This window comes from Pilimelia columellifera subsp. columellifera (assembly GCF_039532605.1).
GTDB lineage: Bacteria > Actinomycetota > Actinomycetes > Mycobacteriales > Micromonosporaceae > Pilimelia > Pilimelia columellifera.
In genome coordinates, this window is sequence record NZ_BAAARY010000009.1 from 15,637 (window position 1) to 35,389 (window position 19,753).

Consider the following 19,753-nt stretch of genomic DNA (forward strand, 5'->3'; position numbering starts at 1 on the left):
CCTCACCCGATCGCGGCGGTCACGGCTGTGACCGCGGCAAGGGCTGGCAGCGGGGCGACCCGCAGCCACTGGGCGGTGGTGGCCGCCGGGCCGCCGGTGCCCAGATCGGGCAGCCGGCCCGAGTAACCTCGGGACACCATCGCCAGGTAGACGCGTTCGCCCCGCTCGTAGGCGCGCAGGAACAGTCCGCCGATGCCGGCGGCGAAACCCCGCAGCTGCCACAGGAACCGAGGGTCGTCGCCGCGGCTGATCCGGGCGACCCGCATCCGCCGGGCCTCGTCCACGAGCACCTGTAGGTAACGGATCATGAACGTGGCGATCTGGGTGAGCGCCGAAGGGCAACGCAGCCGGTCGAGCCCCACCAGCAACTGCTCGGCCGGGGTCGTCGCCGCCAGCAGCAACGACGCCAGCACCCCCAAGGTGCCCTTGGCCAGAATGTTCCACGCCCCGTAGAGCCCCTCCACCGACAGGCTCAGCGGGCCCCACTCGACGGTGGGCCCGGTGGCCAGGAACGGCAACGCGAACGCGAACAGCACGAACGGCAACTCGATCAACGCCCGGCTCGCGAGCCAACCTGGCGGGGTGCGTGCGGCGACCGCGGCGACCGCCACCAACCCCGCGTAGACGGCGAACGCCCACAGCTCCTCGCGCGGGGTGGCCACCACCGCGAGGGTGAACGCCACCGTCGCGGCGATCTTCACCTCGGGCGCGAGGCGGTGCGCAGGGCTCGACTGATCCCGGTACAGCCCGTGCCCGGCGCCCATCAGCTCTCGGGCTGACCCGCCGGCCCGGCCGGCGTCCGCCGCGACGGCCGGCGCACCAGCCAGAACAGGCCACCGCCGACCGCGAACGTGAGCAGCACGCCGACGCCGCCAGCGACCGCGGTGCCCAGGAACGGACTCTCGACACCCGTCACCGAGTAGTCGGCGAACGGCCCGGCCAGCTCGTGCTCCCCGGCCCGCCGGGCGACACAGTCACCGCCGACGATCGTGCCGTCCTCGGCCAGGACGCAACCCTCGTGCAGAGCCGACTCCAACCCGTCCGGCGACGCCGAAGCGAAGTTGCTCAGCACCCCCGCGAGCAGCAACGACACCAGCAGCCCGCCGGCGATGAACCAGCTCGTGCGTTTCATGCCACCCCTCCCGCCATCGCCGGCGCCGCCGCCGGCGGCCGACGCAGACCACGCAGCGCGAAGACCAGATCCGGGCGCGCCTTCGCCACCGCGCCGACGGTCAGCGCCGCGATGACGCCCTCGCCGACCCCGATGAGCAGATGGATCCCGGCCATGCTCAGCGCCATCGCGCCGAACGTCGTCCCGGAGAGGGCCACGTCGCCGCCGAGGAAGAACTGGAACATGAACGCCTGAGAGGCGGCCACGGTGGCGATCACCGAGCCGAGGAAAGCGGCCACCGCCAGCCCCCCGGGGGTGCGGGGCAGAACCCGCAGCAGCCCCGCGACGACGAAGTAGGCCGCCGCCGTCCCCACCAGCGCCATGTTCGTCACGTTGAGCCCCAGCGCCGACAGGCCGCCGTCGCTGAAGATCAGAGCCTGGACGACCAGGACGACAGTGACGCACAGCGCGCCCACCCAGGGGCCGACCAGAATCGCCGCCAGCGCCCCGCCGAGAAGGTGGCCGCTGACTCCGGGCCCGACGGGGAAGTTGAGCATCTGGGCGGCAAAGACGAACGCGGCGACCAGGCCGGCCATCGGAATCAACCGGTCGTCCAGATCCCGCCGGGCGCGGGTCAGACACAAGGCCACAGCCAGCCCGGCCAGCACCGCGAATGCCAGCGAGACCTGCGCGTTGATGATGCCGTTGGCGATGTGTAACGCCTCGTTGCGCATGGCGCCCCTTCCGACGGTCGACCAACGCCAAGACTAGGGCCGACCTGCCGTTGTTGCCAATTTCTGGCAACAACGGCTCGGTAGGGTGCCGGTATGACGGACAACGTGCGCCTCACGCCAGGCGATGCCGCCCCCGACTTCACCCTGCCCACCGAAAGCGGCCAGAAGCTCGCCCTCAAGGACCTGCGCGGACGGCAGGTCATCCTCTACGCCTACCCCGCGGCCATGACGCCCGGCTGCACCACCCAGGCCTGCGATTTCCGCGACTCGCTCGCCTCGCTCCAGGCCGCCGGCTACGAGGTTGTCGGAATCTCGCCGGACAAACCCGATGCGCTCGCGAAGTTCCGCGACCGGGACGCCCTGACGTTCCCGCTCGTCGCCGACGTCGACAAGGCGGTCCTCACCGCGTACGGGGCGTACGGGGAGAAGAAGCTCTACGGCAAGACTGTCACCGGGGTGATCCGCTCCACCTTCGTCATCGACGCCGAGGGTCGGATCGCTCGGGCGCACTACAACGTCAAGGCCACCGGGCACGTCGCCAAGCTGCGCCGGGAACTCGGGCTCGACTGACTGTCGTACGAATGTCCTAACGTGGCCGGGTGGCTAAGTACACAAAGGACGTTCTTGCCGCCGCGGCGGCCGAGTCGGCCAGCATCGCCGAGGTGCTGCGCCGGCTCGGCGTGCGGTGGAGTGGCGGATCACACGCGCACATCAGCCGGCGGCTCAAGCATTTCGGCATCGACACCTCCCACTTCACCGGCCAGGGGCACAACCGGGGCAAGGTCAACGTTCCGCGGAAGTCGGCGGCGGAGCTGCTCGTACAGCTACCCGCCGACGCGCGACGCGTTCCCGGACAGCGACTCCGGCGCGCGTTGGTGGACAGCGGCGTACCCGAGCGATGCGCGCTGTGTGGAATCGGCGCCGAGTGGCAGCGCCGGCCGCTCACCCTCCAGGTCGACCACATCGACGGCAACCACCTCGATAATCGGCCCACCAACCTGCGGATCCTGTGCCCCAACTGTCACAGCCAGACCGAGACCTACGCCGGGGGCAACCGCTGGCGGGCCGGCCTTCCGGAGCCCCTGGATTCGCTGATCGCGCTGATCGCACGGGTCGAAACTGCTGCGATCAGCGCTCGCGACGCGTCACAACAGCTTGGATGGTCGACAACCCGCTTCGACAGGATCCGGCGACGGTTGGCCGAGGCGGGCGTGGTCGTCGACCCTGCGGTGGCTCGCGCCGCCAGGATCGACCAGCGGCATCAGGCGATTACCGCGGCGGCAGCCGCCAGCCCCGGCCGAGGGCCGAAGCCGCTGGCTGTCGAATTGCGCCAGCGCGGAATCCGGGTCTCCCACGACACCGTGGCGAAGGTGTTGGCCGCCCGAAGGCGGTCGCCCGACGGAGGCCCCACCAGATTCGGCCAGGGCGATGAGGACAACGTGGGCGGGGGCGACGATGCCGCGCGGCGCCACTAGAATGGGTCGGCCGCGCGGGAGTGGTGGAATGGTAGACACGCAGGTCTTAGGAACCTGTGCCGAGAGGCGTGGGGGTTCGAGTCCCCCCTTCCGCACCAGAGTCGCCGTGCCACCAACATCGCCCTGCCATCGGCAGTGTCGCTCAGCGGACGACGGCGAGCGCGTCGCCGACGGCGACGACGCCGGTGGCGTCGGGGATCAGGTGGACGGCGAACAGCAGGTTGTCCCCGCGGCGGCGGTGCTGGCCGAGCGCTTTGAGCACCTGCCCGCGCCGTTCCCCCGTCTCCTGGTCGATGTTGACGACCTGACAGCGGCCGGCTGGCTTGGCGACGCGGAAGACGACGTCCCCGACGCGGGTCCTGGCGCCTGTCCAGCTGTCCTCGGCCCATGCCGGGGCGCCGTCGATGACGATGTTGGGTCGGAAACGGCTCATCGGCACGGACGGGGCGCCGTCGGCTGCCAGCCAGGTGTTGAGCGCGTCCAGTGACGCGGTGTTGGCGATGGTGACCGGGTAGCCGTCGGCGAAGCTGACCCGGTCCTCGGGCCGGGAGTGTTCGGGGTTGATCCTCCGCCGGGTGGGGTCGTCGAGCCAGACGAGTTGGACGGGGCGTCGGAGCAGCGCGGTCAGCCAGGCGTCGGCGGCAGGGCTGACGGGCGTCGTCGCGATGGTGGATCGCCAGACCGTCACCTGCCGGAGCGGGCCGGCGTCGGGGTCGGGGGTGGCCAGGACGAGCGCCGGCTGGCCGGGGGCGTTCAGCCGCAGGCCGCCGTCGACCGGGGCGGGTCGTAGCAGGGCCAGCTCGGGGGTGGTCCGTTGGGAGACGAAGGCGCCGTCGGGGGCGACGATGAGCCACCGGCGGTCGCCGGCCAGGCCCCAGGGCTCGACCTCGACCCGTTCGTGGTCGAGCCGGTGGCAGCCTTTGACCGGGTAGCTGTGCAGGGAGACCACGCGCATCCGGTTGATTGTGCCAGCAGGTTGCGTCCTGAAATTTTTCATGCATACAGTGCTTCTGTGAATGACGAAGCGATCACCGCGTTGTGGCACGGCGTCCGGCTGACGCCCACCCAACGCCGGATCGCCCACTATCTGAGCGTCAACGCCGCCACCGCCGGCTACCTGTCGGCCGCCGAGCTTGCTGACCGCGCCGGAGTGAGCCAGCCGTCAGTCACCCGGTTCGCCACCGCGCTGGGACACGACGGCTACCTGGGCCTACGCCGCCAACTCCGCGACATCGCCGCGGCCGAGAACCTTGGCCAAGGACAACACGACCAGCGCGAGGGCGCGAACCGCGCGCAGGCTGCCCTGCGCGCCGAAGCAGCTGGCCTCATCCGGCTCGCCGACAGCCTCGCCGACCTCACCGCCGTCGACCGGGCCGCGCGGTTGCTGGCCGCGTCCCGTCCGCTGGTGGTGCTCGGGCTACGCGCCGCCGCGCCGCTGGCCGCGCACTTCAGCTACTTCGCTCGCAAGATCCTGCCGGACGTGCGCACCATCACCGACGGCGGCAGCTCGCTGGGCGATCAGCTGGAACAGGCCCACGCGGCCGGCGCGAGCGCCATGCTGGCGATCGTGCTCCCCCGTTACCCGCGCGAGTCGGTGGAGGCTGTCGCCGCGGCCACCGCCATCGGCCTCGGCGTGGTCGGGCTCACCGACTCGCCGGTGAGTCCGGTGGACGGGCGCTGCGCGGTGAGCTTGGTCGCCCCGGTCGGCGCCGACCTCGTCTTCGATCTGCACGCCGGACCGCTCAGCCTGGCCACGGTGCTGTTGCAGGCCATCTGCGACGCCGACCCCGGCCAGACCCAGGACCGGTTGGAGGCGTTCGACGCCTCCGCCGCCCGCCGCCAGCTCTTCACCCTCTGAAGGAGACCCGATGTCGATCACCGCACCCCGTGGCAGCACCCTCACCGCGCGCGCGTGGCCGCAGGAGGCGGCGATGCGGATGCTCATGAACAACCTGGACCCGGCGGTCGCCGAGCGCCCGCAGGACCTGGTCGTCTACGGGGGCACCGGCAAAGCCGCCCGGGACTGGCCGTCGTACCACGCGATCGTCCGGGAGCTGACCAGGCTGGCCGACGACGAGACGCTGCTGGTGCAGTCGGGGCGTCCGGTGGGGGTGTTCCGCACCCACGAGTGGGCGCCGCGGGTGCTCATCGCCAACAGCAACCTGGTCGGCGACTGGGCCACCTGGCCGGAGTTCCGTCGGCTGGAGCACCTGGGCCTGACCATGTACGGACAGATGACCGCCGGTTCGTGGATCTACATCGGCACCCAGGGCATCCTTCAGGGCACGTATGAGACGTTCGCGGCGGTCGCCGCCAAGCTCGCCGCCGCCCGCGGCGTCGGCCAGGAGAACGCCGCCGGGGCGTCGCTAGCGGGGACGTTGACGCTGACCGCCGGCTGCGGCGGGATGGGCGGCGCGCAACCCCTGGCGGTGACGATGAACGGCGGCGCGTGTCTCATCGTCGACGTGGACGCCTCCCGGCTACGCCGCCGGCTGGAGAACCGCTACCTGGACGAGATCGCCGACTCGCTCGACGAGGCGGTGGCGAAGGCGACGGCCGCCCGGCGCGAGCGCCGCGCCTGGTCGGTCGGAGTGGTCGGCAACGCGGCGACCGCCTTCCCGGAGCTGCTGCGCCGCGGCGTCGAGATCGACATCGTGACCGACCAGACCAGCGCCCACGACCCGCTGTCGTACCTGCCCGAGGGCGTCGACCTGGCCGACGCCGCCGAGTATGCGGAGGCCAAGCCGGAGGAGTTCACCGACCGGGCGCGAAACGCGATGGCCCGGCACGTCGGGGCGATGGTCGGGTTCATGGACGCCGGCGCGGAGGTGTTCGACTACGGCAACTCCATCCGGGACGAGGCCCGGCTGGGCGGGTTCGACCGGGCGTTCGCGTTCCCGGGGTTCGTGCCGGCGTACATCCGTCCGCTGTTCTGTGAGGGTCGCGGCCCGTTCCGGTGGGCGGCCCTGTCCGGGGACCCGGCGGACATCGCCGCCACCGACCGGGCGGTGCTGGAGCTGTTCCCGGACAATGAGCCGCTGGCCCGGTGGATTCGGCTGGCCGGCGAGCGGGTGGCGTTCCAGGGCCTGCCGGCCCGGATCTGCTGGCTGGGCTACGGCGAGCGGGACCTGGCCGGGGTCCGTTTCAACGACATGGTGGCGTCCGGGGAGTTGTCGGCGCCGGTGGTGATCGGCCGGGACCACCTGGACTGCGGCAGCGTCGCCTCCCCGTACCGGGAGACCGAGTCGATGCTGGACGGATCGGACGCGATCGCCGACTGGCCGCTGCTCAACGCCCTGCTCAACACCGCCTCGGGCGCGTCGTGGGTGTCGCTGCACCACGGCGGCGGCGTCGGCATCGGACGGTCGCTGCATGCCGGTCAGGTGTGTGTGGCGGACGGGACGGCGCTGGCCGGGGAGAAGATCTCCCGGGTGTTGACCAACGACCCGGGCATGGGCGTCATCCGGCATGTGGACGCCGGCTACGACCGGGCGGTCGAGGTGGCTTCGGTCACCGGCGTGCGTATTCCGATGGCGGAAGCGGCGGCCGCGGGCGAAGCGGGCGCGGCGTGAGCGACGTGAGGGCCCGGTGCGCGCCGGAACAGTTCCGGCTGCTGTGGGACCAACTGGCCCCCATCGGCCGGGACGCCGACGGCGGCTATCTGCGCTACGCGTGGTCGGACGCCGAGCGGGCCTGCCGGGGCTGGTTCGAAGCGCAGGCCGCCACCCGCGGGATGGTCGTCACCGAGGACGGCAACGGCAACCTGTTCGCCTGGTGGGACCCGCCGGGCGGCGCCGCGACGGCCAGCGCGGTGGTGACGGGGAGCCACTTCGACTCCGTACCGCACGGCGGCGCGTACGACGGGCCGCTGGGCATCGTCTGCGCGTTCCTGGCCGTCGACCTGCTGCGCGAGCGTGGGGTGGCGCCGGCCCGGCCGGTCGTGGTGGCGGCGTTCGTCGAGGAGGAAGGTGGCCGGTTCGGGCTGCCCTGCCTGGGGTCCCGGCTGCTCACCGGGGCGCTGGACCCGGCCCAGGCGGCCCGGTTGACCGACGCCGACGGGCGCACCCTCGCCCAGGTGACCGGCGGCCTGCCGGCCGGCGCCCGGCCGGACCTGCTGGCCAGGTTCGGGGCGTTTGTGGAGCTGCACATCGAGCAGGGCAAAGCGTTGGTCGACCTCGACGCCCCGGTGGGGGTGGCGAGCGCGATCTGGCCGCACGGCCGGTGGCGGATGGACTTCGCCGGGGAGGGCAACCACGCCGGCACGACCGCGATGGCTGACCGCCGCGACCCGATGCTGACGTTCGCGTACACGGTCCTGGCCGCCAACAAGGAGGCCCGGCTGCACGGCTGCCACGCCACCGTGGGCCGGGTCGAGGCGTCGCCGAACGCCACGAACGCCGTCCCGGCCCGGGTCTCGGGCTGGCTGGACGCTCGCGCCGGCGACGAGGCGACGTTGTCGTCGTTGGTGGAGGCGGTCCACAAGCGGGCGGTGGAGCGGGCCGGACGGGACGGCACGAGCGTCGCGCTGACCGCCGAGTCGATCACCGGGGAGGTGCGTTTCGACACCGACCTGGCGCGGCGGATCTCCGAGACGCTCGGCGGGGCCCCGGTGCTGCCCACCGGCGCCGGCCACGACGCCGGGGTGCTCAGCGGGTTCCTGCCGACGGCGATGCTGTTCGTGCGGAACCCGACCGGGGTGTCGCACTCACCGGCCGAGACGGCCAGCGACGCCGACTGCGCCGCCGGCGCCGACGCGCTCGCCGACGTGCTGACGGAGCTGACCCGGTGACCCGACTCTTCCACGCCGAGCTGGCCTGGCTCCCCGACGGCCCGACCCGGGACGTGCTGTTCGCGGTGGCCGATGGCCGGTTCGTCGCGGTGACGCCCGGCCTGCCGGCCCCGACGGGGGCGACGCGGCTCACGGGGCTGGTCCTGCCGGGGTTGGCCAACGCGCACTCGCACGCCTTCCACCGGGCCCTGCGCGGACGCACCCAGCGGGGCGCCGGCGACTTCTGGACCTGGCGGGAACAGATGTACGCCGTCGCGGCAACCCTGGACCCGGATTCCTACCTGGAGCTGGCCACCGCCGTGTACGCGGAGATGGCGTTGGCCGGGATCACGACCGTGGCGGAGTTCCACTACCTGCATCACGCCCCCGGCGGCGTCCGCTACGACGACCCGAACGCCATGGGCCACGCGCTCGTGGAGGCGGCCAGGCGGGCCGGCATCCGCATCACCTTGCTGGACACCCTGTACCTGACCGCGTCGGTCGACGGCGCCCCGCTGGCCGGCACACAGCTGCGGTTCGGCGACGGCGACCTCGACGGGTGGGCGCGGCGGGTCAGCGCGTTCACGCTGCGGGGGCAGCCGCACGCCCGGCTCGGGGCGGCGGCGCACTCGGTGCGGGCCGTGCCCAAGGCGGCCCTGGCCGGGTTCCGCGCCGCCGCCCCGGCCGGCCCGATCCATGTGCACCTGTCCGAACAGCCGGCCGAGAACGAGGCGTGCCAGGCCCGGCACGGCTGCTCCCCCACTGAGCTGCTCGAACGGCACGACCTGCTGGGCCCGGACGTGGTCGCCGTCCACGCCACCAATCTGAGCGGGCGAGACATCGTCCTGCTCGGCGGCAGCGGGACCGGCGTCTGCCTGTGCCCGACGACCGAACGGGAGCTGGCCGACGGCATCGGGCCAGGCCGGGCGCTCGCCGAGGCGGGGTCGCCGCTGAGCGTCGGCTCGGACAGCCACGCCGTCATCGACCTGTTCGCCGAGGCGCGCGGCGTCGAGGAGCACGAGCGGCTGGCGTCCCGCCGCCGTGGCGTGTTCACGCCGGCCGAGCTGCTGTGGGCGGCCACCGCCGCCGGTCACGCCGCCGCCGGCTGGCCCGGGGCGGGACGGTTGGTCGTGGGCGCCCCGGCCGATCTGGTGGCGGTCCGGTTGGACAGCCCCCGCACCGCCGGCGTGGACCCGTCGGCGATCGTCTTCGCCGCCACCGCCGCCGACGTCACCGACGTGATCAGCGCCGGCCAGCACATCGTCGAGGCCGGCTGGCACCAGACCGCCAGCCCGTTGCGCCCGCCGCTGCCGGTCCCGCCATTCGGCGTCGACCATGACCACAGGGTCGACCATGACCACAGGGTGGCGGGAGCGCTCCCGGGCCCCGCCAGCGTCATGATCAACAATGCCGGGGCCGGGAGGGCGGAGCGGTGAGCCTGCTGGTGGACAACATCGGGGAGCTGGTGACCAACGACCCGACACACGGGCGCGGGTTGCTGGGGACCAGACGGGACGCGGCGGTGATCATCGAGGACGACACCGTGGTGTGGGTGGGGTCGGCCGGCGGCTCCCCGGCGGCGGACACCTTCATCGACGCCGAGGGCGGCGCGGTCCTGCCCGGATTCGTCGACAGCCACGCCCACCTGGTGTTCGCCGGCGACCGAGCCGCCGAGTTCGCCGCCCGGATGGCCGGCGAGCCATACACCGGCGGCGGCATCCGCACCACCGTCGCCGCCACCCGGGCCGCCACCGACGAGCAACTGCGCGCCAACGCCCGGCGCCTCGTCGACGAGGCGCTGCGCCAGGGCACCACCACCGTCGAGATCAAGAGCGGGTACGGCCTCACCGTCGCCGACGAGGTCCGAAGCCTGCGCATCGCCGCCGAACTGACCGACGAGACGACGTTCCTGGGCGCGCACACCGTCCCGGCCGAACACGCCCGACGAACCGACGACTACGTGGCCCTAGTCGCTGGCCAGATGCTCGCCGCGGCAGCCCCGCACGCCCAGTGGGTTGACGTGTTCTGCGAGCGCGGCGCCTTCGACGCCGACCAGGCCAGAACGGTCCTCACTGCCGGCAGGCAGGCTGGCCTGGGCCTGCGGGTGCACGCCAACCAGCTCGGGCCCGGTCCGGGCGTCCGACTCGCGGTGGAGCTGGGCGCGGCGAGCGCCGACCACTGCACCCACCTCACCGACGACGACGTGACCGCCCTGGCCGGCTCCGACACCGTCGCCACCCTGCTGCCGGGGGCCGAGTTCTCCACCCGGTCGCCGTACCCGGACGCCCGTCGGCTGCTCGACGCCGGCGTCACCGTGGCGTTGGCCACCGACTGCAACCCGGGCTCGTCGTACACGTCGTCGATGCCGTTCTGCGTCGCGTTGGCCGTCCGCGAGATGCGGATGACCCCGGCAGAGGCGGTGTGGGCGGCGACCGCCGGTGGGGCGCGGGCGCTGCGCCGCGACGACATCGGCGTCGTCCGGGTCGGGGCCCGCGCCGATCTGGTCGTCCTCGATGCCCCGTCCCACCTGCACCTGGCCTACCGGCCGGGAGTCCCATTGGTCAGGCACGTTCTGCGTCTCGGAGAGCCACAATGAGCACCGTCACCATCACCGCCGCCGGCGTCACCCCAGCCGACGTCCTCGCCGTCGCCCGACGCGACGCCAAGGTCCAGATCTCCGCGGACGCTCTAGCGGCGATGACCGCCAGCCGGGCCATCGTGGACAACATCGAACGCGAGGGCCGCCCTGTCTACGGGGTGTCCACCGGGTTCGGGGCGCTCGCCAACACGTTCGTCAGCCCCGACCGGCGGGCTGAGCTACAGCACTCGCTGATCCGCTCCCACGCCGCGGGCGTCGGCGCGCCGATGCCACGCGAGGTGGTGCGGGCGATGATGCTGCTGCGGGCGCGCTCGCTGGCGCTGGGCCGCTCCGGGGTGCGGCCGCTGATCGCGCAGTCGTTGGTGGACCTGCTCAACGCCGGGATCACCCCGTGGACACCGGAGCACGGGTCGTTGGGGGCGTCCGGGGATCTGGCGCCGTTGGCGCACTGCGCGCTGGTGCTCATGGGCGAAGGCTGGGTGCTGGGCGCCGACGGAACCCGCGTCGACGGGGCGAAGGCGCTGGCCGACGCGGGGCTGCGGCCGGTGGAGCTGGCCGCCAAGGAGGGTCTGGCGCTCATCAACGGCACCGACGGCATGCTCGGCATGCTGCTGCTGGCCCTCGACGACGCCGCGCACCTGTTCACCATGGCCGACGTGACCGCGGCGCTGGCCATCGAGGCGATGCTCGGCAGCGACCGGCCGTTCCAGCCGGAGATCCATGCTATCCGCCCGCACCCTGGCCAGGGCGTGTCGGCGGCGAACATCCACCGACTGTTGCAGGGCTCGGCGGTGATGGACTCGCACCGCGACGACATCGACCACGCCGTCCAGGACGCCTACTCGATGCGGTGCGCCCCGCAGGTCGCCGGCGCCGCCCGCGACACCCTGGACTTCGCGGCGACGACCGCGGCCCGGGAGTTGGTCAGCGTCGTCGACAACCCCGTCGTCCTGCCCGACGGGCGGGTGGAGTCCACCGGCAACTTCCACGGCGCCCCGCTGGGCTTCGCCGCCGACTTCCTGGCCATCGCCGCCGCCGAGGTCGGGGCCATCGCCGAACGACGGGTGGACCGGCTGCTGGACGTCACCCGCTCCCGCGACCTGCCGCCGTTCCTGGCCCCGGACGCCGGCGTCAACTCCGGACTCATGATCGCCCAGTACACGGCCGCCGGAGTCGTCGCCGAGAACCGGCGACTGGCCTCGCCGGCGTCCGTCGACTCGGTCCCGACCTCCGGCATGCAGGAGGACCACGTGTCGATGGGCTGGGCGGCGGCGGTGAAGCTACGCAGGGTGCTCGACAACCTCACCAGCGTGCTCGCCGTCGAGCTGCTCGCCGGGGCGCGCGGGCTGCGACTGCGGGCGCCGCTGACGCCGTCGCCGGCCGGCCGGGCCGCCGTCGAAGCCGTCGCGGCGGTCGGCGGGGAGCCTGGGCCGGACGTCTTCATGGCGCCGGTGATGGAGGCGTGCCGGGGGCTGGTCGCGGGACGCGAGCTGCGCGAGCGGATCGAGACGCGGGTCGGACCGCTGCAGTAGCGGCCGGAAACGGGTCAGGTGATGTCGCGCCGGTTCATGCGGACGCTGCCGAGCGCCGCGGTGAGGACGCCCCAGCCGGCCAACACCGCCGCGCCCACCCAGGCCGGCGGCTCGCCAGGGGCGGAACCGCTGATCATCACGAGCGTAGCCACCGTGGGGAAACCAATCACCGCGTCCTCGACCCAGGCGCCGAGGTACTGGCTCAGGGCGAAGACCACGAGCATCGCGATGGTCCCGCCGAACGTCACCGCCAACGCGATGATCACCGCGACGACCTGGCTCCGCACCAGCACGCCGAAACCGATGCCGATGGCCGCCCACAGCGGGTAGCCGAGCATGCTGACGAGCACCGATCCCACGGTGTCCGGGTCGGCGAGCCACAGGCCACCGAGGCGCTCACGCAGCGGCAGGACCCCGACAAGCAGGTTCAGGACGAGGAGGAGCAGCGACCAGCAGATGCCGAGCAACGCGACGGTTGCCGTCTTCGCCAGCACCACCGACACCCGGTGCGGGTGTGCCAGGAAGGTCAACGTCGCTGTGCGGTGCTGGAACTCGCCGGTCATCACCAGCACACCCAGGAGCATGACCAGAATCAGCGACGGAACGGTCCCGGCGGTGTAGAGGTCCTGCGCGGCGGACTCAGCGCTGAGGTTCGTCTCCGTCGACGGATCGGCCAGGCCGATCGCGCTGACGTTGTGACGGGCGACCAGTAGGGCCGGGATCCACATCAGCACGCCGAGCGCGAGCATGATCCAGGCCATGCTGGTGGTGCGGATCTTCAGTAGCTCGGTGTGCAGCAGCCTCATCGGATCTCCGCCTTCCCTGCCGTCAGGTCCAGGAAGGCGCGTTCAAGGTCGGCCGCTTCGGGACGTAGCTCGTGCAGCTCGACGCCGGCGCGAAGCGCGACCCCGCCGGTCTCGGCGGCGCTCATCCCGGTCACGGTGAGACGGTCGCCCCCGGGTCGGGCGACGGCCGCCCCGGCGTCGGCGAGCGCCCGGTGCAGACGGTCGGCGTCCGGCGTGCGGACGTGGACGACGGTGCTGGTGGTCACCGAGGCGAGCACGTCGGCGACCGACCCCTGGCGGACCGTGCGACCGCCCGCGACGATCACCACGTCGTCGGCCATGAGCTGCATCTCGGCGAGCAGGTGGCTGGAGACCAACACGGTGCGACCGGCGGCGGCCAGCGACCTGACGAACTGCCGCAACCAGTGGATGCCTTCCGGGTCCAGCCCGTTGGCGGGCTCGTCGAAGACCAGGACGGGCGGTTCGCCCAGGAACGCCGCGGCGACGCCGAGCCGCTGCCGCATGCCCAGCGAGTAGCCCTTGATCGGGCGGTCAGCGGCAGCGACCAGGCCCACCAGCTCCAGCGTCTCGTCAGCCCGGCGTCGCGGCAGCCCGGCCGCGGCGCACAGCACGCGCAGGTGGTTACGCCCCGTCCGACCGCCGTGCGCGGCGCTGGCGTCGAGCAGGGCGCCAACCCGACGGAGCGGGTCGTGAAGGTCGAGGTAGCGCTGCCCGCCGATCGTGGCCGTGCCCGCGGTGGGACGCACCAGACCGAGGATCATCCGCAGGGTGGTCGTCTTGCCCGCGCCGTTGGGGCCGAGGAACCCGGTGACCCGGCCCGGCTCGACAGTGAACGAAAGATCCTGCACCGCCCGCACCGAGCCGAAATTCTTGCTCAGCCCGGAAACCACGATTCTGTTGTCCGACACAGCTCTCCCAGCCACCCCACGTCCGCGCTGATCGCGCCGCCGACATGGCCGGTGTACGCCATTGCCTGCTGCCACCCCAGGATCGACGACCCGAGGATCGACGACCCAAGCATCGCACCGGGCCGTGCCGGCGCCACGTCACTGTCCAGAATACGACAGTTCGGCGGTCCCGGCACGGCCACAGGGCGACGCGCGGTCGACGACCGTCATCAAGCCGGCGGGCCGGACGGCGTCGGGCCCGGACCACCGTCGGCGCTGACAGCCAGCGCGTACACCGCGGTGATCTGAGCGTTCACGGCGTGCCCGAGGATCGTGTCGTTGATGTTCCTGATGGTGTCGCAGGCGGCGTGGTAGCAGGAGTCGTACGGCTGGTTGGCGGACCCGCCCCACTTGCCGGCCTGGGCGGCGGTCATCCGGGCGCTGGCGCCGGCGGCGACGCCGGAGGCGGGGATGCCGCCCCGGGTGAACGACGCGTCGTCGGAACGGTTGCGGCCTTCGGTGTTCTCCTCGGTGGCGATGCCGACCTTGTCGTAGTAGGACTTCAAGGTGGCCGCCAGCGGCGTGGTGATGTTGTTGACGAAGTATCCGCCGTTGGGCGAGCCGACCATGTCGAAGTTGAGGTAGCCCTTGATCTTCGCCTTGTCGGCCGCGGCGAGCTGTTGGACGTGGAATGCGGAGCCGTTGAGGCCCTGCTCCTCGTCGGCCCACCACGCGAACCGGACCTGCTTGGCCATGGTGGGGTTCTGCTGGGCGAGGGTGAGCGCGGTCTCCAGGATGGTCGCCGAGCCGGAGCCGTTGTCATTGATTCCGGGGCCGGCGGTGACGCCGTCGAGGTGAGCGCCGAGGACGAAGACCTCGCTGTCCGAGCCGCCCTTCCAGTCCGCGATGATGTTCGAGCCGCCGGTGCACGAACTGGTCGGGCAGGCCTCGATCGCGACGGTGAAGCCGGCCGCTTCGAGCTTGTCGACGACGTAGTTCTGGGACGCGGAGTAGCCGGCCCGGCCGGAGCGCCGGTTGCCGCCGTTCTCGTCGGCGAACTGCTGGAACTTGGCCAGGTGTTCCTTGACTTTCGCGACGTCGATGGTGGGTACCACCGCCGGGGCGGCCGTCGCGGAGGGGTCTGGCGTCGGGTCCGCGGCCGATTCCTTGCCGGCGGCGAAGACAGTCGGCGCGGAAATGGCGAGGGCGGCGGTGACGACGAGCGCGGCGCCAGCCGACCAGATGGCCTTTCGTCTCAACGGATGCTCCTCAGGGTCGTGGGATGCGGACGCCTGGCCGGGCCCCGCGCCCGAATGCACGCCGGCCGTCGACGGAAAGTTCACTACTTCGCGGGTTCTCAGCTGGCCGGCTGACCCAGATAACGGGACTTTCGGCACTTACCGACCGGGATCGGTCCGGCGATGCTGCGGGCAGGAAGCGGCACTTCAGGAGGCCCCGCAGTGGCGAAGACAGCCAACCGGACGAACCCGGCGATCATTCAGGGCGGCATGGGCGTCGGCGTCTCCGGCTGGCGCCTGGCGCGGGCGGTCGCGAGCGCCGGCCAGCTCGGCGTCGTCTCCGGGGTGGCCCTGGACACCCTGCTGGCCCGCCGCCTGAGCCTTGGCGACCCCGGCGGGGAGCTGCGGCGCGCGCTCGCCGCCTTCCCCGAGCCGCAGGTGGCGCAGCGGGTTATAGGCCGCCACTACCGACCGGCGGGGCCCGCCACCGGCGTCACCTACCGGCCCACGTCACGGCTGGCGCTGCGCCCACGCCGGGACGCCGAGGAGCTGGCCGTGGTCGCCAACTTCGTCGAGGTGTGGCTGGCCAAGGAAGGCCACGACGGCCAGGTGGGCGTCAACTATCTGGAGAAGGTGCAGATGGCGACCCCGTCGTCCCTCTACGGGGCGATGCTCGCCGGCGTCGACGTGGTGCTCATGGGCGCCGGACTGCCCAGCGAGATCCCCCGCCTGCGGGCCGACCTGGCCGCGCATCGGCCCACCACCCTCCCGGTGGCCGTTGACGGGGCAGCCGCCCACGAGCGGCACGTCATCGCCTTCGACCCGGCCGGCCTGGCCGGACCCGACCCGGCGCCGCTGACCCCGCCGCGGCTGTTCGCGATCGTCGCCTCGGCGTCGCTGGTGACGTTCCTGGCCCGCAACAAGGCCACCCGCCCGGACGGTTTCGTGCTGGAGACCCCGGTCGCCGGCGGTCACAGCGCCCGCCCGCGCGGCCCGCTGCGCCTCACCGACGACGGCGAGCCGGTGTACGGCCCGCGCGACGAGCTGGACCTGGCGAAGGTGCGCGCGGTAGGCCTGCCGTTCTGGCTGGCCGGCGGCTACGCCACCGCCGAGGCGCTCGCCCAGGCCCGGGCGGCGGGCGCCGCCGGTATCCAGGTCGGCACCGCGTTCGCGCTATCCGCCGAGTCGGGGATGCGCCCGGAGCTGCGCCGCCAGCTCATCGACCAGGCGTTGGCCGGGACGCTGCCGGTGCGCAACAGCGCCGCCGCCTCGCCGACCGGCTTCCCGTTCAAGGTCGTCGACCTGCCGGGGACGGCCGCCGACGAGGCCACGTTCGCGGCCCGCCCCCGACTGTGCGACCTGGGCTACCTGCGCACCGTGTACGCCCGCGAGGGTGGCGGGGTGGGTTACCGCTGCCCGGCAGAGCCGGTCGACGAGCACGTCCGCAAGGGCGGACGGGAGTCCGAGGCCGCCGACCGGCGCTGCCTGTGCAACGGCCTGGTGGCCACGATCGGGCTGCCGCAGACCCGCGCCGACGGCTACGTCGAGCCGCCGCTGCTCACCCTCGGCCAGGACCTGGGCTTTCTGGCCACGTTGACCGGACGGGCCGGCCGGGAGTACTCGGCGGCCGATGTCATCGCGCACCTGCTGGACCGGGCGGACGTCACCACCGGCTGACTCAGCTGGTCGGCGTCACGGTCCGCAGCAGCTCGGCGAGCCCCCGGAACGCCTGCCCCCGGTGGCTGATGGCGTCCTTGGCGGCCGGGCTCAGCTCGGCGTTTGTCAGGTGCTGGCCGTCGCCGAGGAAGATCGGGTCGTAGCCGAACCCGCCCTCGCCGCGCGGGGCGCGCAGCAGCCGCCCGCGCTGCTCGCCGGTGACGACGTGCTCGACGCCCGAGGGCAGGACCAGCGCGGCCGCGCAGGCGAACGCCGCGCCCCGGTGCTCGTCGGGGATGTCGCCGGTCTGGCCGAGCACGAGTTGGAGGTTGGCCAGGTCGTCGCCGTGCCGGCCAGCCCAGCGGGCGGAGAACACCCCGGGCATTCCGTTGAGGGCGTCGACGGTGAGGCCGGAGTCGTCGGCGACGGTGGCCAGGCCAGTGTGGCGGACGGCCTCGCGGGCCTTGAGCAGCGCGTTCTCGGCGAAGGTGAGCCCGGTTTCCGGCGCCTCCGGGTACGCGGGCACGTCGGCGAGCCCGACCAGCTCGACGGCGCCGGCGCCGAGGGCGGCGTCGAGGATGCGCCGCAGCTCGGTGAGCTTCTTGGCGTTGCGGGTGGCCAGCAGCAGCGTCACGCGGTGGCCTCCAGGACGGCGCGCTGGGCGGCGGTGAGCGAGGCGCAGCCGGCCAGACCCAGGTCGAGGAGGGCGTTGAGCTGGTCGCGGTTGAAGACGCCGTCCTCACCGGTGCCCTGCACCTCGACGAAATCCCCGGCGTCGGTGCAGATGATGTTCATGTCGACCTCGGCCCGGACGTCCTCCAGATAGCACAGGTCCAGGCGGGCCTGCCCGTCGATGACGCCGACGCTGACCGCCGACACCGAGCGCGGCAGGGCCTTGTCGACGCCGCCCTTGAGCAGCTTCCGGTCCGCCAGGTGCGTCACCGCGTCGTGCAGCGCCACGTACGCGCCGGTGATGGCGGCGGTGCGGGTGCCGCCGTCGGCCTGGAGCACGTCGCAGTCCAGGACGATAGAGTTCTCGCCGAGGGCCTTGAGATCCACACAGGCCCGCAGCGCCCGTCCGATGAGGCGGGAGATCTCATGGGTACGGCCGCCGACCTTCCCGCGGACGCTCTCGCGGTCCGAACGGGTCGTGGTGGCCCGGGGCAGCATCGCGTACTCGGCGGTCACCCAGCCCAGGCCGGAGCCCTTACGCCACCGCGGCACGCCCTCGGTGACGCTGGCCGTGCACAGCACCCGGGTGTCGCCGAACTCGACCAGCACCGACCCTTCCGGGTGAATGCTCCACCGACGCGTCAGCGTCACAGGGCGCAACTGGTCACAGGCTCGTCCGTCGGGGCGCGTCATGCCGGTCAGCCTATTCCGGTCACAGGTCGTAACGGGCGCCCGGTCGGGCGACCTCGACCGGGCCGTCATACACCCCCTCGGCCGCCAGCACGGTGGCCCCCTCGCGACCCCACGCGGCGACCAGATGGGTGAGGACCAGCCGGCCGACGCCCGCCTCCCGGGCGACCGCGCCAGCCTCGCCGCCGGTCAGGTGCAGACCGGCGGGGTTGTCCCGATCGTCCAGGTAGCTGGCCTCGCAGAGGAACAGGTCGGCGTCCCGGGCCAACGCGGTGAGACTGTCGCACGGCGCGGTGTCCGACGAGTAGGCCAGGACTTTGCCCTCGTGCTCGATCCGCACCCCGAACGTGGGCACCGGGTGCTCCACCTGGTCGACGGTGACCGCGAACGGCCCGATCTCGAACGTGCCCGGCTTCAGATCGTGGAAGGTGTAGACGTCGTCGACGGGGCCCTCGGCGGCGCCGTAGGCGTTGACGATCCGCTCGGCGGCGCCGACCGGCCCGTACAGGGGCAGCGGCGGGTACTTGCCCTCCGGGGCGTACCGGCGCACCACCACGTACGAGCAGGCATCGAGCATGTGGTCGCAGTGCAGGTGGGTGAGCAGGATCGCGTCGACCGAGTGCAGGCCGGCGTACCGCTGCAACGCCGACATGGCGCCCGTGCCGAAGTCCACCAGGAGCCGGAATCCGCCAGCGCTGACCAGGTACGCCGAACAGGCCGAGTCGGGGCCGGGGAAGCTGCCCGCGCAGCCCAGGACGGTCAGTCTCATGCCGCGGCCCTCAGGCTCGCCACCGGGACTCCGTCGAGGAAGTCGGCGCCGAGGAACCGGCGGGCCAGGCGCCCGAACGGGGCAGCGTCGCCGGTGGTGATGAGACGGTGCCCCGGGGCCGGCGCACCGTCCGGACGGAGCAGGTTGCTGTCGGTGAGCACCCGGTAGAGGTCCTTGGCGGTCTCGTCGGCGCTGGACACCAACGTCACCTGATCGCCCATCACCAGACTGATCACACCAGCGAGCAGCGGGTAGTGGGTGCAGCCGAGGATCAGGGTGTCCACGTCGGCGCGTTGCAGCGGCTCCAGGTAACCACTGACCAGGCCAAGCAGGGCGCGTCCCGAGGTGACGCCGCGTTCGACGAAGTCCACCAACTGCGGGCAGGCGACGCCACTCACCCGCACCTGCGGGGCGGCGGCGAAAGCGTCCACGTACGCCCGACTGCTGATGGTGGCGGCGGTGCCGATCACACCGACCCGTCCGTTGCGGGTCGCTGCGGCGGCGCGGCGCACCGCGGGGCGCACCACCTCGATCACCGGGACGCAGTAGCGTTCCCGGGCATCGTGCAGGCACGCCGCGGAGGCGCTGTTGCAGGCGATGACGAGCGCCTTGACGCCCTGCTCGACGAGGTGGTCGAGGCAGGTCAACGCATGTCGGCGCACGTCCGCCAGCGGCTTGGGGCCGTACGGAACGTGCGCGGTGTCACCAAGGTAGATGACCTGCTCGTGCGGCAGCTGGTCGAGCACCGCGCGAGCGACGGTGAGACCCCCGACTCCCGAGTCGAAGATCCCGATGGGCGCATCCGTCACGGAGCGC

20 protein-coding genes and 1 tRNA gene are annotated in these 19,753 nt (G+C 72.7%); 10 read left to right on the forward strand and 11 right to left on the reverse strand.

Annotated elements, in window-relative coordinates:
- Nucleotides 1-2: 2 nt before the first annotated feature.
- Genes cbiQ through ABD287_RS11160 form a run of 3 tightly spaced genes read right to left on the reverse strand, consistent with a single transcriptional unit; the run spans nucleotide 3 to nucleotide 1,845 of the window.
- The gene (cbiQ, locus tag ABD287_RS11150; RefSeq protein WP_344171966.1) at nucleotides 3-764 is read right to left on the reverse strand and encodes a cobalt ECF transporter T component CbiQ; all 762 of its coding nucleotides are present in this window, start codon (nucleotides 762-764) and stop codon (nucleotides 3-5) included.
- Nucleotides 764-1,132 (reverse strand): PDGLE domain-containing protein, encoded by a 369-nt coding sequence (locus ABD287_RS11155; protein ID WP_344171968.1) that lies wholly within the window; start codon nucleotides 1,130-1,132, stop codon nucleotides 764-766. The genes cbiQ and ABD287_RS11155 overlap by 1 nt, the downstream gene beginning before the upstream one ends.
- Complete coding sequence (locus ABD287_RS11160; protein ID WP_344171970.1) at nucleotides 1,129-1,845, reverse strand: energy-coupling factor ABC transporter permease; 717 nt, start codon at nucleotides 1,843-1,845, stop codon at nucleotides 1,129-1,131. Before ABD287_RS11160 ends, ABD287_RS11155 begins: the two co-directional genes overlap by 4 nt.
- 93 nt (nucleotides 1,846-1,938) lie before the next feature.
- Here ABD287_RS11160 and bcp point away from each other — a divergent pair, with 93 nt between their 5' ends.
- The 3 genes from bcp (at nucleotide 1,939) to ABD287_RS11175 (ending at nucleotide 3,418) form a co-directional block, all read left to right on the forward strand.
- Nucleotides 1,939-2,415, forward strand: coding sequence for a thioredoxin-dependent thiol peroxidase (gene bcp, locus ABD287_RS11165; protein ID WP_344171971.1), 477 nt, complete (start codon nucleotides 1,939-1,941; stop codon nucleotides 2,413-2,415).
- Nucleotides 2,416-2,444: 29 nt separating this feature from the next.
- Nucleotides 2,445-3,320, forward strand: a complete 876-nt coding sequence (locus ABD287_RS11170) for an HNH endonuclease signature motif containing protein (protein ID WP_344171973.1) — start codon at nucleotides 2,445-2,447, stop codon at nucleotides 3,318-3,320.
- Between the two features lie 14 nt (nucleotides 3,321-3,334).
- A tRNA-Leu gene (locus tag ABD287_RS11175) sits at nucleotides 3,335-3,418 on the forward strand.
- Nucleotides 3,419-3,462: 44 nt separating this feature from the next.
- On the opposite strand, the gene ABD287_RS11180 is transcribed toward ABD287_RS11175, so the two are convergent.
- The gene (locus ABD287_RS11180) at nucleotides 3,463-4,275 is read right to left on the reverse strand and encodes an MOSC domain-containing protein (protein WP_344171975.1); all 813 of its coding nucleotides are present in this window, start codon (nucleotides 4,273-4,275) and stop codon (nucleotides 3,463-3,465) included.
- 57 nt (nucleotides 4,276-4,332) lie between these two features.
- On the opposite strand from ABD287_RS11180, the gene ABD287_RS11185 reads away from it, so the two are divergent.
- The 6 genes from ABD287_RS11185 to hutH are packed head-to-tail and all read left to right on the forward strand — an operon-like array spanning nucleotide 4,333 to nucleotide 12,219.
- The gene (locus ABD287_RS11185; RefSeq protein ID WP_344171977.1) at nucleotides 4,333-5,178 is read left to right on the forward strand and encodes a MurR/RpiR family transcriptional regulator; all 846 of its coding nucleotides are present in this window, start codon (nucleotides 4,333-4,335) and stop codon (nucleotides 5,176-5,178) included.
- Between the two features lie 10 nt (nucleotides 5,179-5,188).
- The gene (gene hutU, locus ABD287_RS11190) at nucleotides 5,189-6,892 is read left to right on the forward strand and encodes a urocanate hydratase (RefSeq protein WP_344171979.1); all 1,704 of its coding nucleotides are present in this window, start codon (nucleotides 5,189-5,191) and stop codon (nucleotides 6,890-6,892) included.
- Nucleotides 6,889-8,109: an allantoate amidohydrolase gene (locus ABD287_RS11195; RefSeq protein ID WP_344171981.1), complete on the forward strand. Its 1,221-nt coding sequence runs from the start codon at nucleotides 6,889-6,891 to the stop codon at nucleotides 8,107-8,109. Before hutU ends, ABD287_RS11195 begins: the two co-directional genes overlap by 4 nt.
- Complete coding sequence (locus ABD287_RS11200) at nucleotides 8,106-9,524, forward strand: formimidoylglutamate deiminase (protein ID WP_344171983.1); 1,419 nt, start codon at nucleotides 8,106-8,108, stop codon at nucleotides 9,522-9,524. The genes ABD287_RS11195 and ABD287_RS11200 overlap by 4 nt, the downstream gene beginning before the upstream one ends.
- On the forward strand, nucleotides 9,521-10,684 hold the full coding sequence (gene hutI, locus ABD287_RS11205) for an imidazolonepropionase (RefSeq protein ID WP_344171985.1): 1,164 nt from the start codon (nucleotides 9,521-9,523) through the stop codon (nucleotides 10,682-10,684). The genes ABD287_RS11200 and hutI overlap by 4 nt, the downstream gene beginning before the upstream one ends.
- Entirely contained in the window at nucleotides 10,681-12,219 is a 1,539-nt protein-coding gene (gene hutH / locus ABD287_RS11210) for a histidine ammonia-lyase (RefSeq protein WP_344171987.1), read from the forward strand. Before hutI ends, hutH begins: the two co-directional genes overlap by 4 nt.
- A gap of 14 nt (nucleotides 12,220-12,233) precedes the next feature.
- Here hutH and ABD287_RS11215 read toward each other — a convergent pair whose 3' ends face one another.
- The 3 genes from ABD287_RS11215 to ABD287_RS11225 form a co-directional block, all read right to left on the reverse strand.
- Nucleotides 12,234-13,025 (reverse strand): ABC transporter permease, encoded by a 792-nt coding sequence (locus ABD287_RS11215; RefSeq protein WP_344171989.1) that lies wholly within the window; start codon nucleotides 13,023-13,025, stop codon nucleotides 12,234-12,236.
- Nucleotides 13,022-13,948, reverse strand: coding sequence for an ABC transporter ATP-binding protein (locus tag ABD287_RS11220; protein ID WP_425565600.1), 927 nt, complete (start codon nucleotides 13,946-13,948; stop codon nucleotides 13,022-13,024). Before ABD287_RS11220 ends, ABD287_RS11215 begins: the two co-directional genes overlap by 4 nt.
- Before the next feature lie 194 nt (nucleotides 13,949-14,142).
- Nucleotides 14,143-15,171: a M20/M25/M40 family metallo-hydrolase gene (locus ABD287_RS11225; protein WP_344171993.1), complete on the reverse strand. Its 1,029-nt coding sequence runs from the start codon at nucleotides 15,169-15,171 to the stop codon at nucleotides 14,143-14,145.
- A gap of 249 nt (nucleotides 15,172-15,420) precedes the next feature.
- On the opposite strand from ABD287_RS11225, the gene ABD287_RS11230 reads away from it, so the two are divergent.
- Nucleotides 15,421-16,827 (forward strand): nitronate monooxygenase, encoded by a 1,407-nt coding sequence (locus tag ABD287_RS11230; RefSeq protein ID WP_344172193.1) that lies wholly within the window; start codon nucleotides 15,421-15,423, stop codon nucleotides 16,825-16,827.
- Nucleotide 16,828: 1 nt separating this feature from the next.
- Here the strand turns inward: ABD287_RS11230 and rdgB are convergent, their stop codons facing one another.
- Genes rdgB through murI form a run of 4 tightly spaced genes read right to left on the reverse strand, consistent with a single transcriptional unit; the run spans nucleotide 16,829 to nucleotide 19,746 of the window.
- The gene (rdgB, locus tag ABD287_RS11235; protein ID WP_344171995.1) at nucleotides 16,829-17,440 is read right to left on the reverse strand and encodes an RdgB/HAM1 family non-canonical purine NTP pyrophosphatase; all 612 of its coding nucleotides are present in this window, start codon (nucleotides 17,438-17,440) and stop codon (nucleotides 16,829-16,831) included.
- Entirely contained in the window at nucleotides 17,437-18,171 is a 735-nt protein-coding gene (gene rph / locus ABD287_RS11240) for a ribonuclease PH (RefSeq protein WP_344171997.1), read from the reverse strand. Before rph ends, rdgB begins: the two co-directional genes overlap by 4 nt.
- A 19-nt stretch (nucleotides 18,172-18,190) precedes the next feature.
- A complete protein-coding gene (locus ABD287_RS11245) occupies nucleotides 18,191-18,937 on the reverse strand; it encodes an MBL fold metallo-hydrolase (RefSeq protein WP_344171999.1) in 747 nt (248 codons plus the stop codon).
- Complete coding sequence (murI, locus tag ABD287_RS11250; RefSeq protein WP_344172001.1) at nucleotides 18,934-19,746, reverse strand: glutamate racemase; 813 nt, start codon at nucleotides 19,744-19,746, stop codon at nucleotides 18,934-18,936. The genes ABD287_RS11245 and murI overlap by 4 nt, the downstream gene beginning before the upstream one ends.
- Nucleotides 19,747-19,753 lie beyond the last annotated feature (7 nt).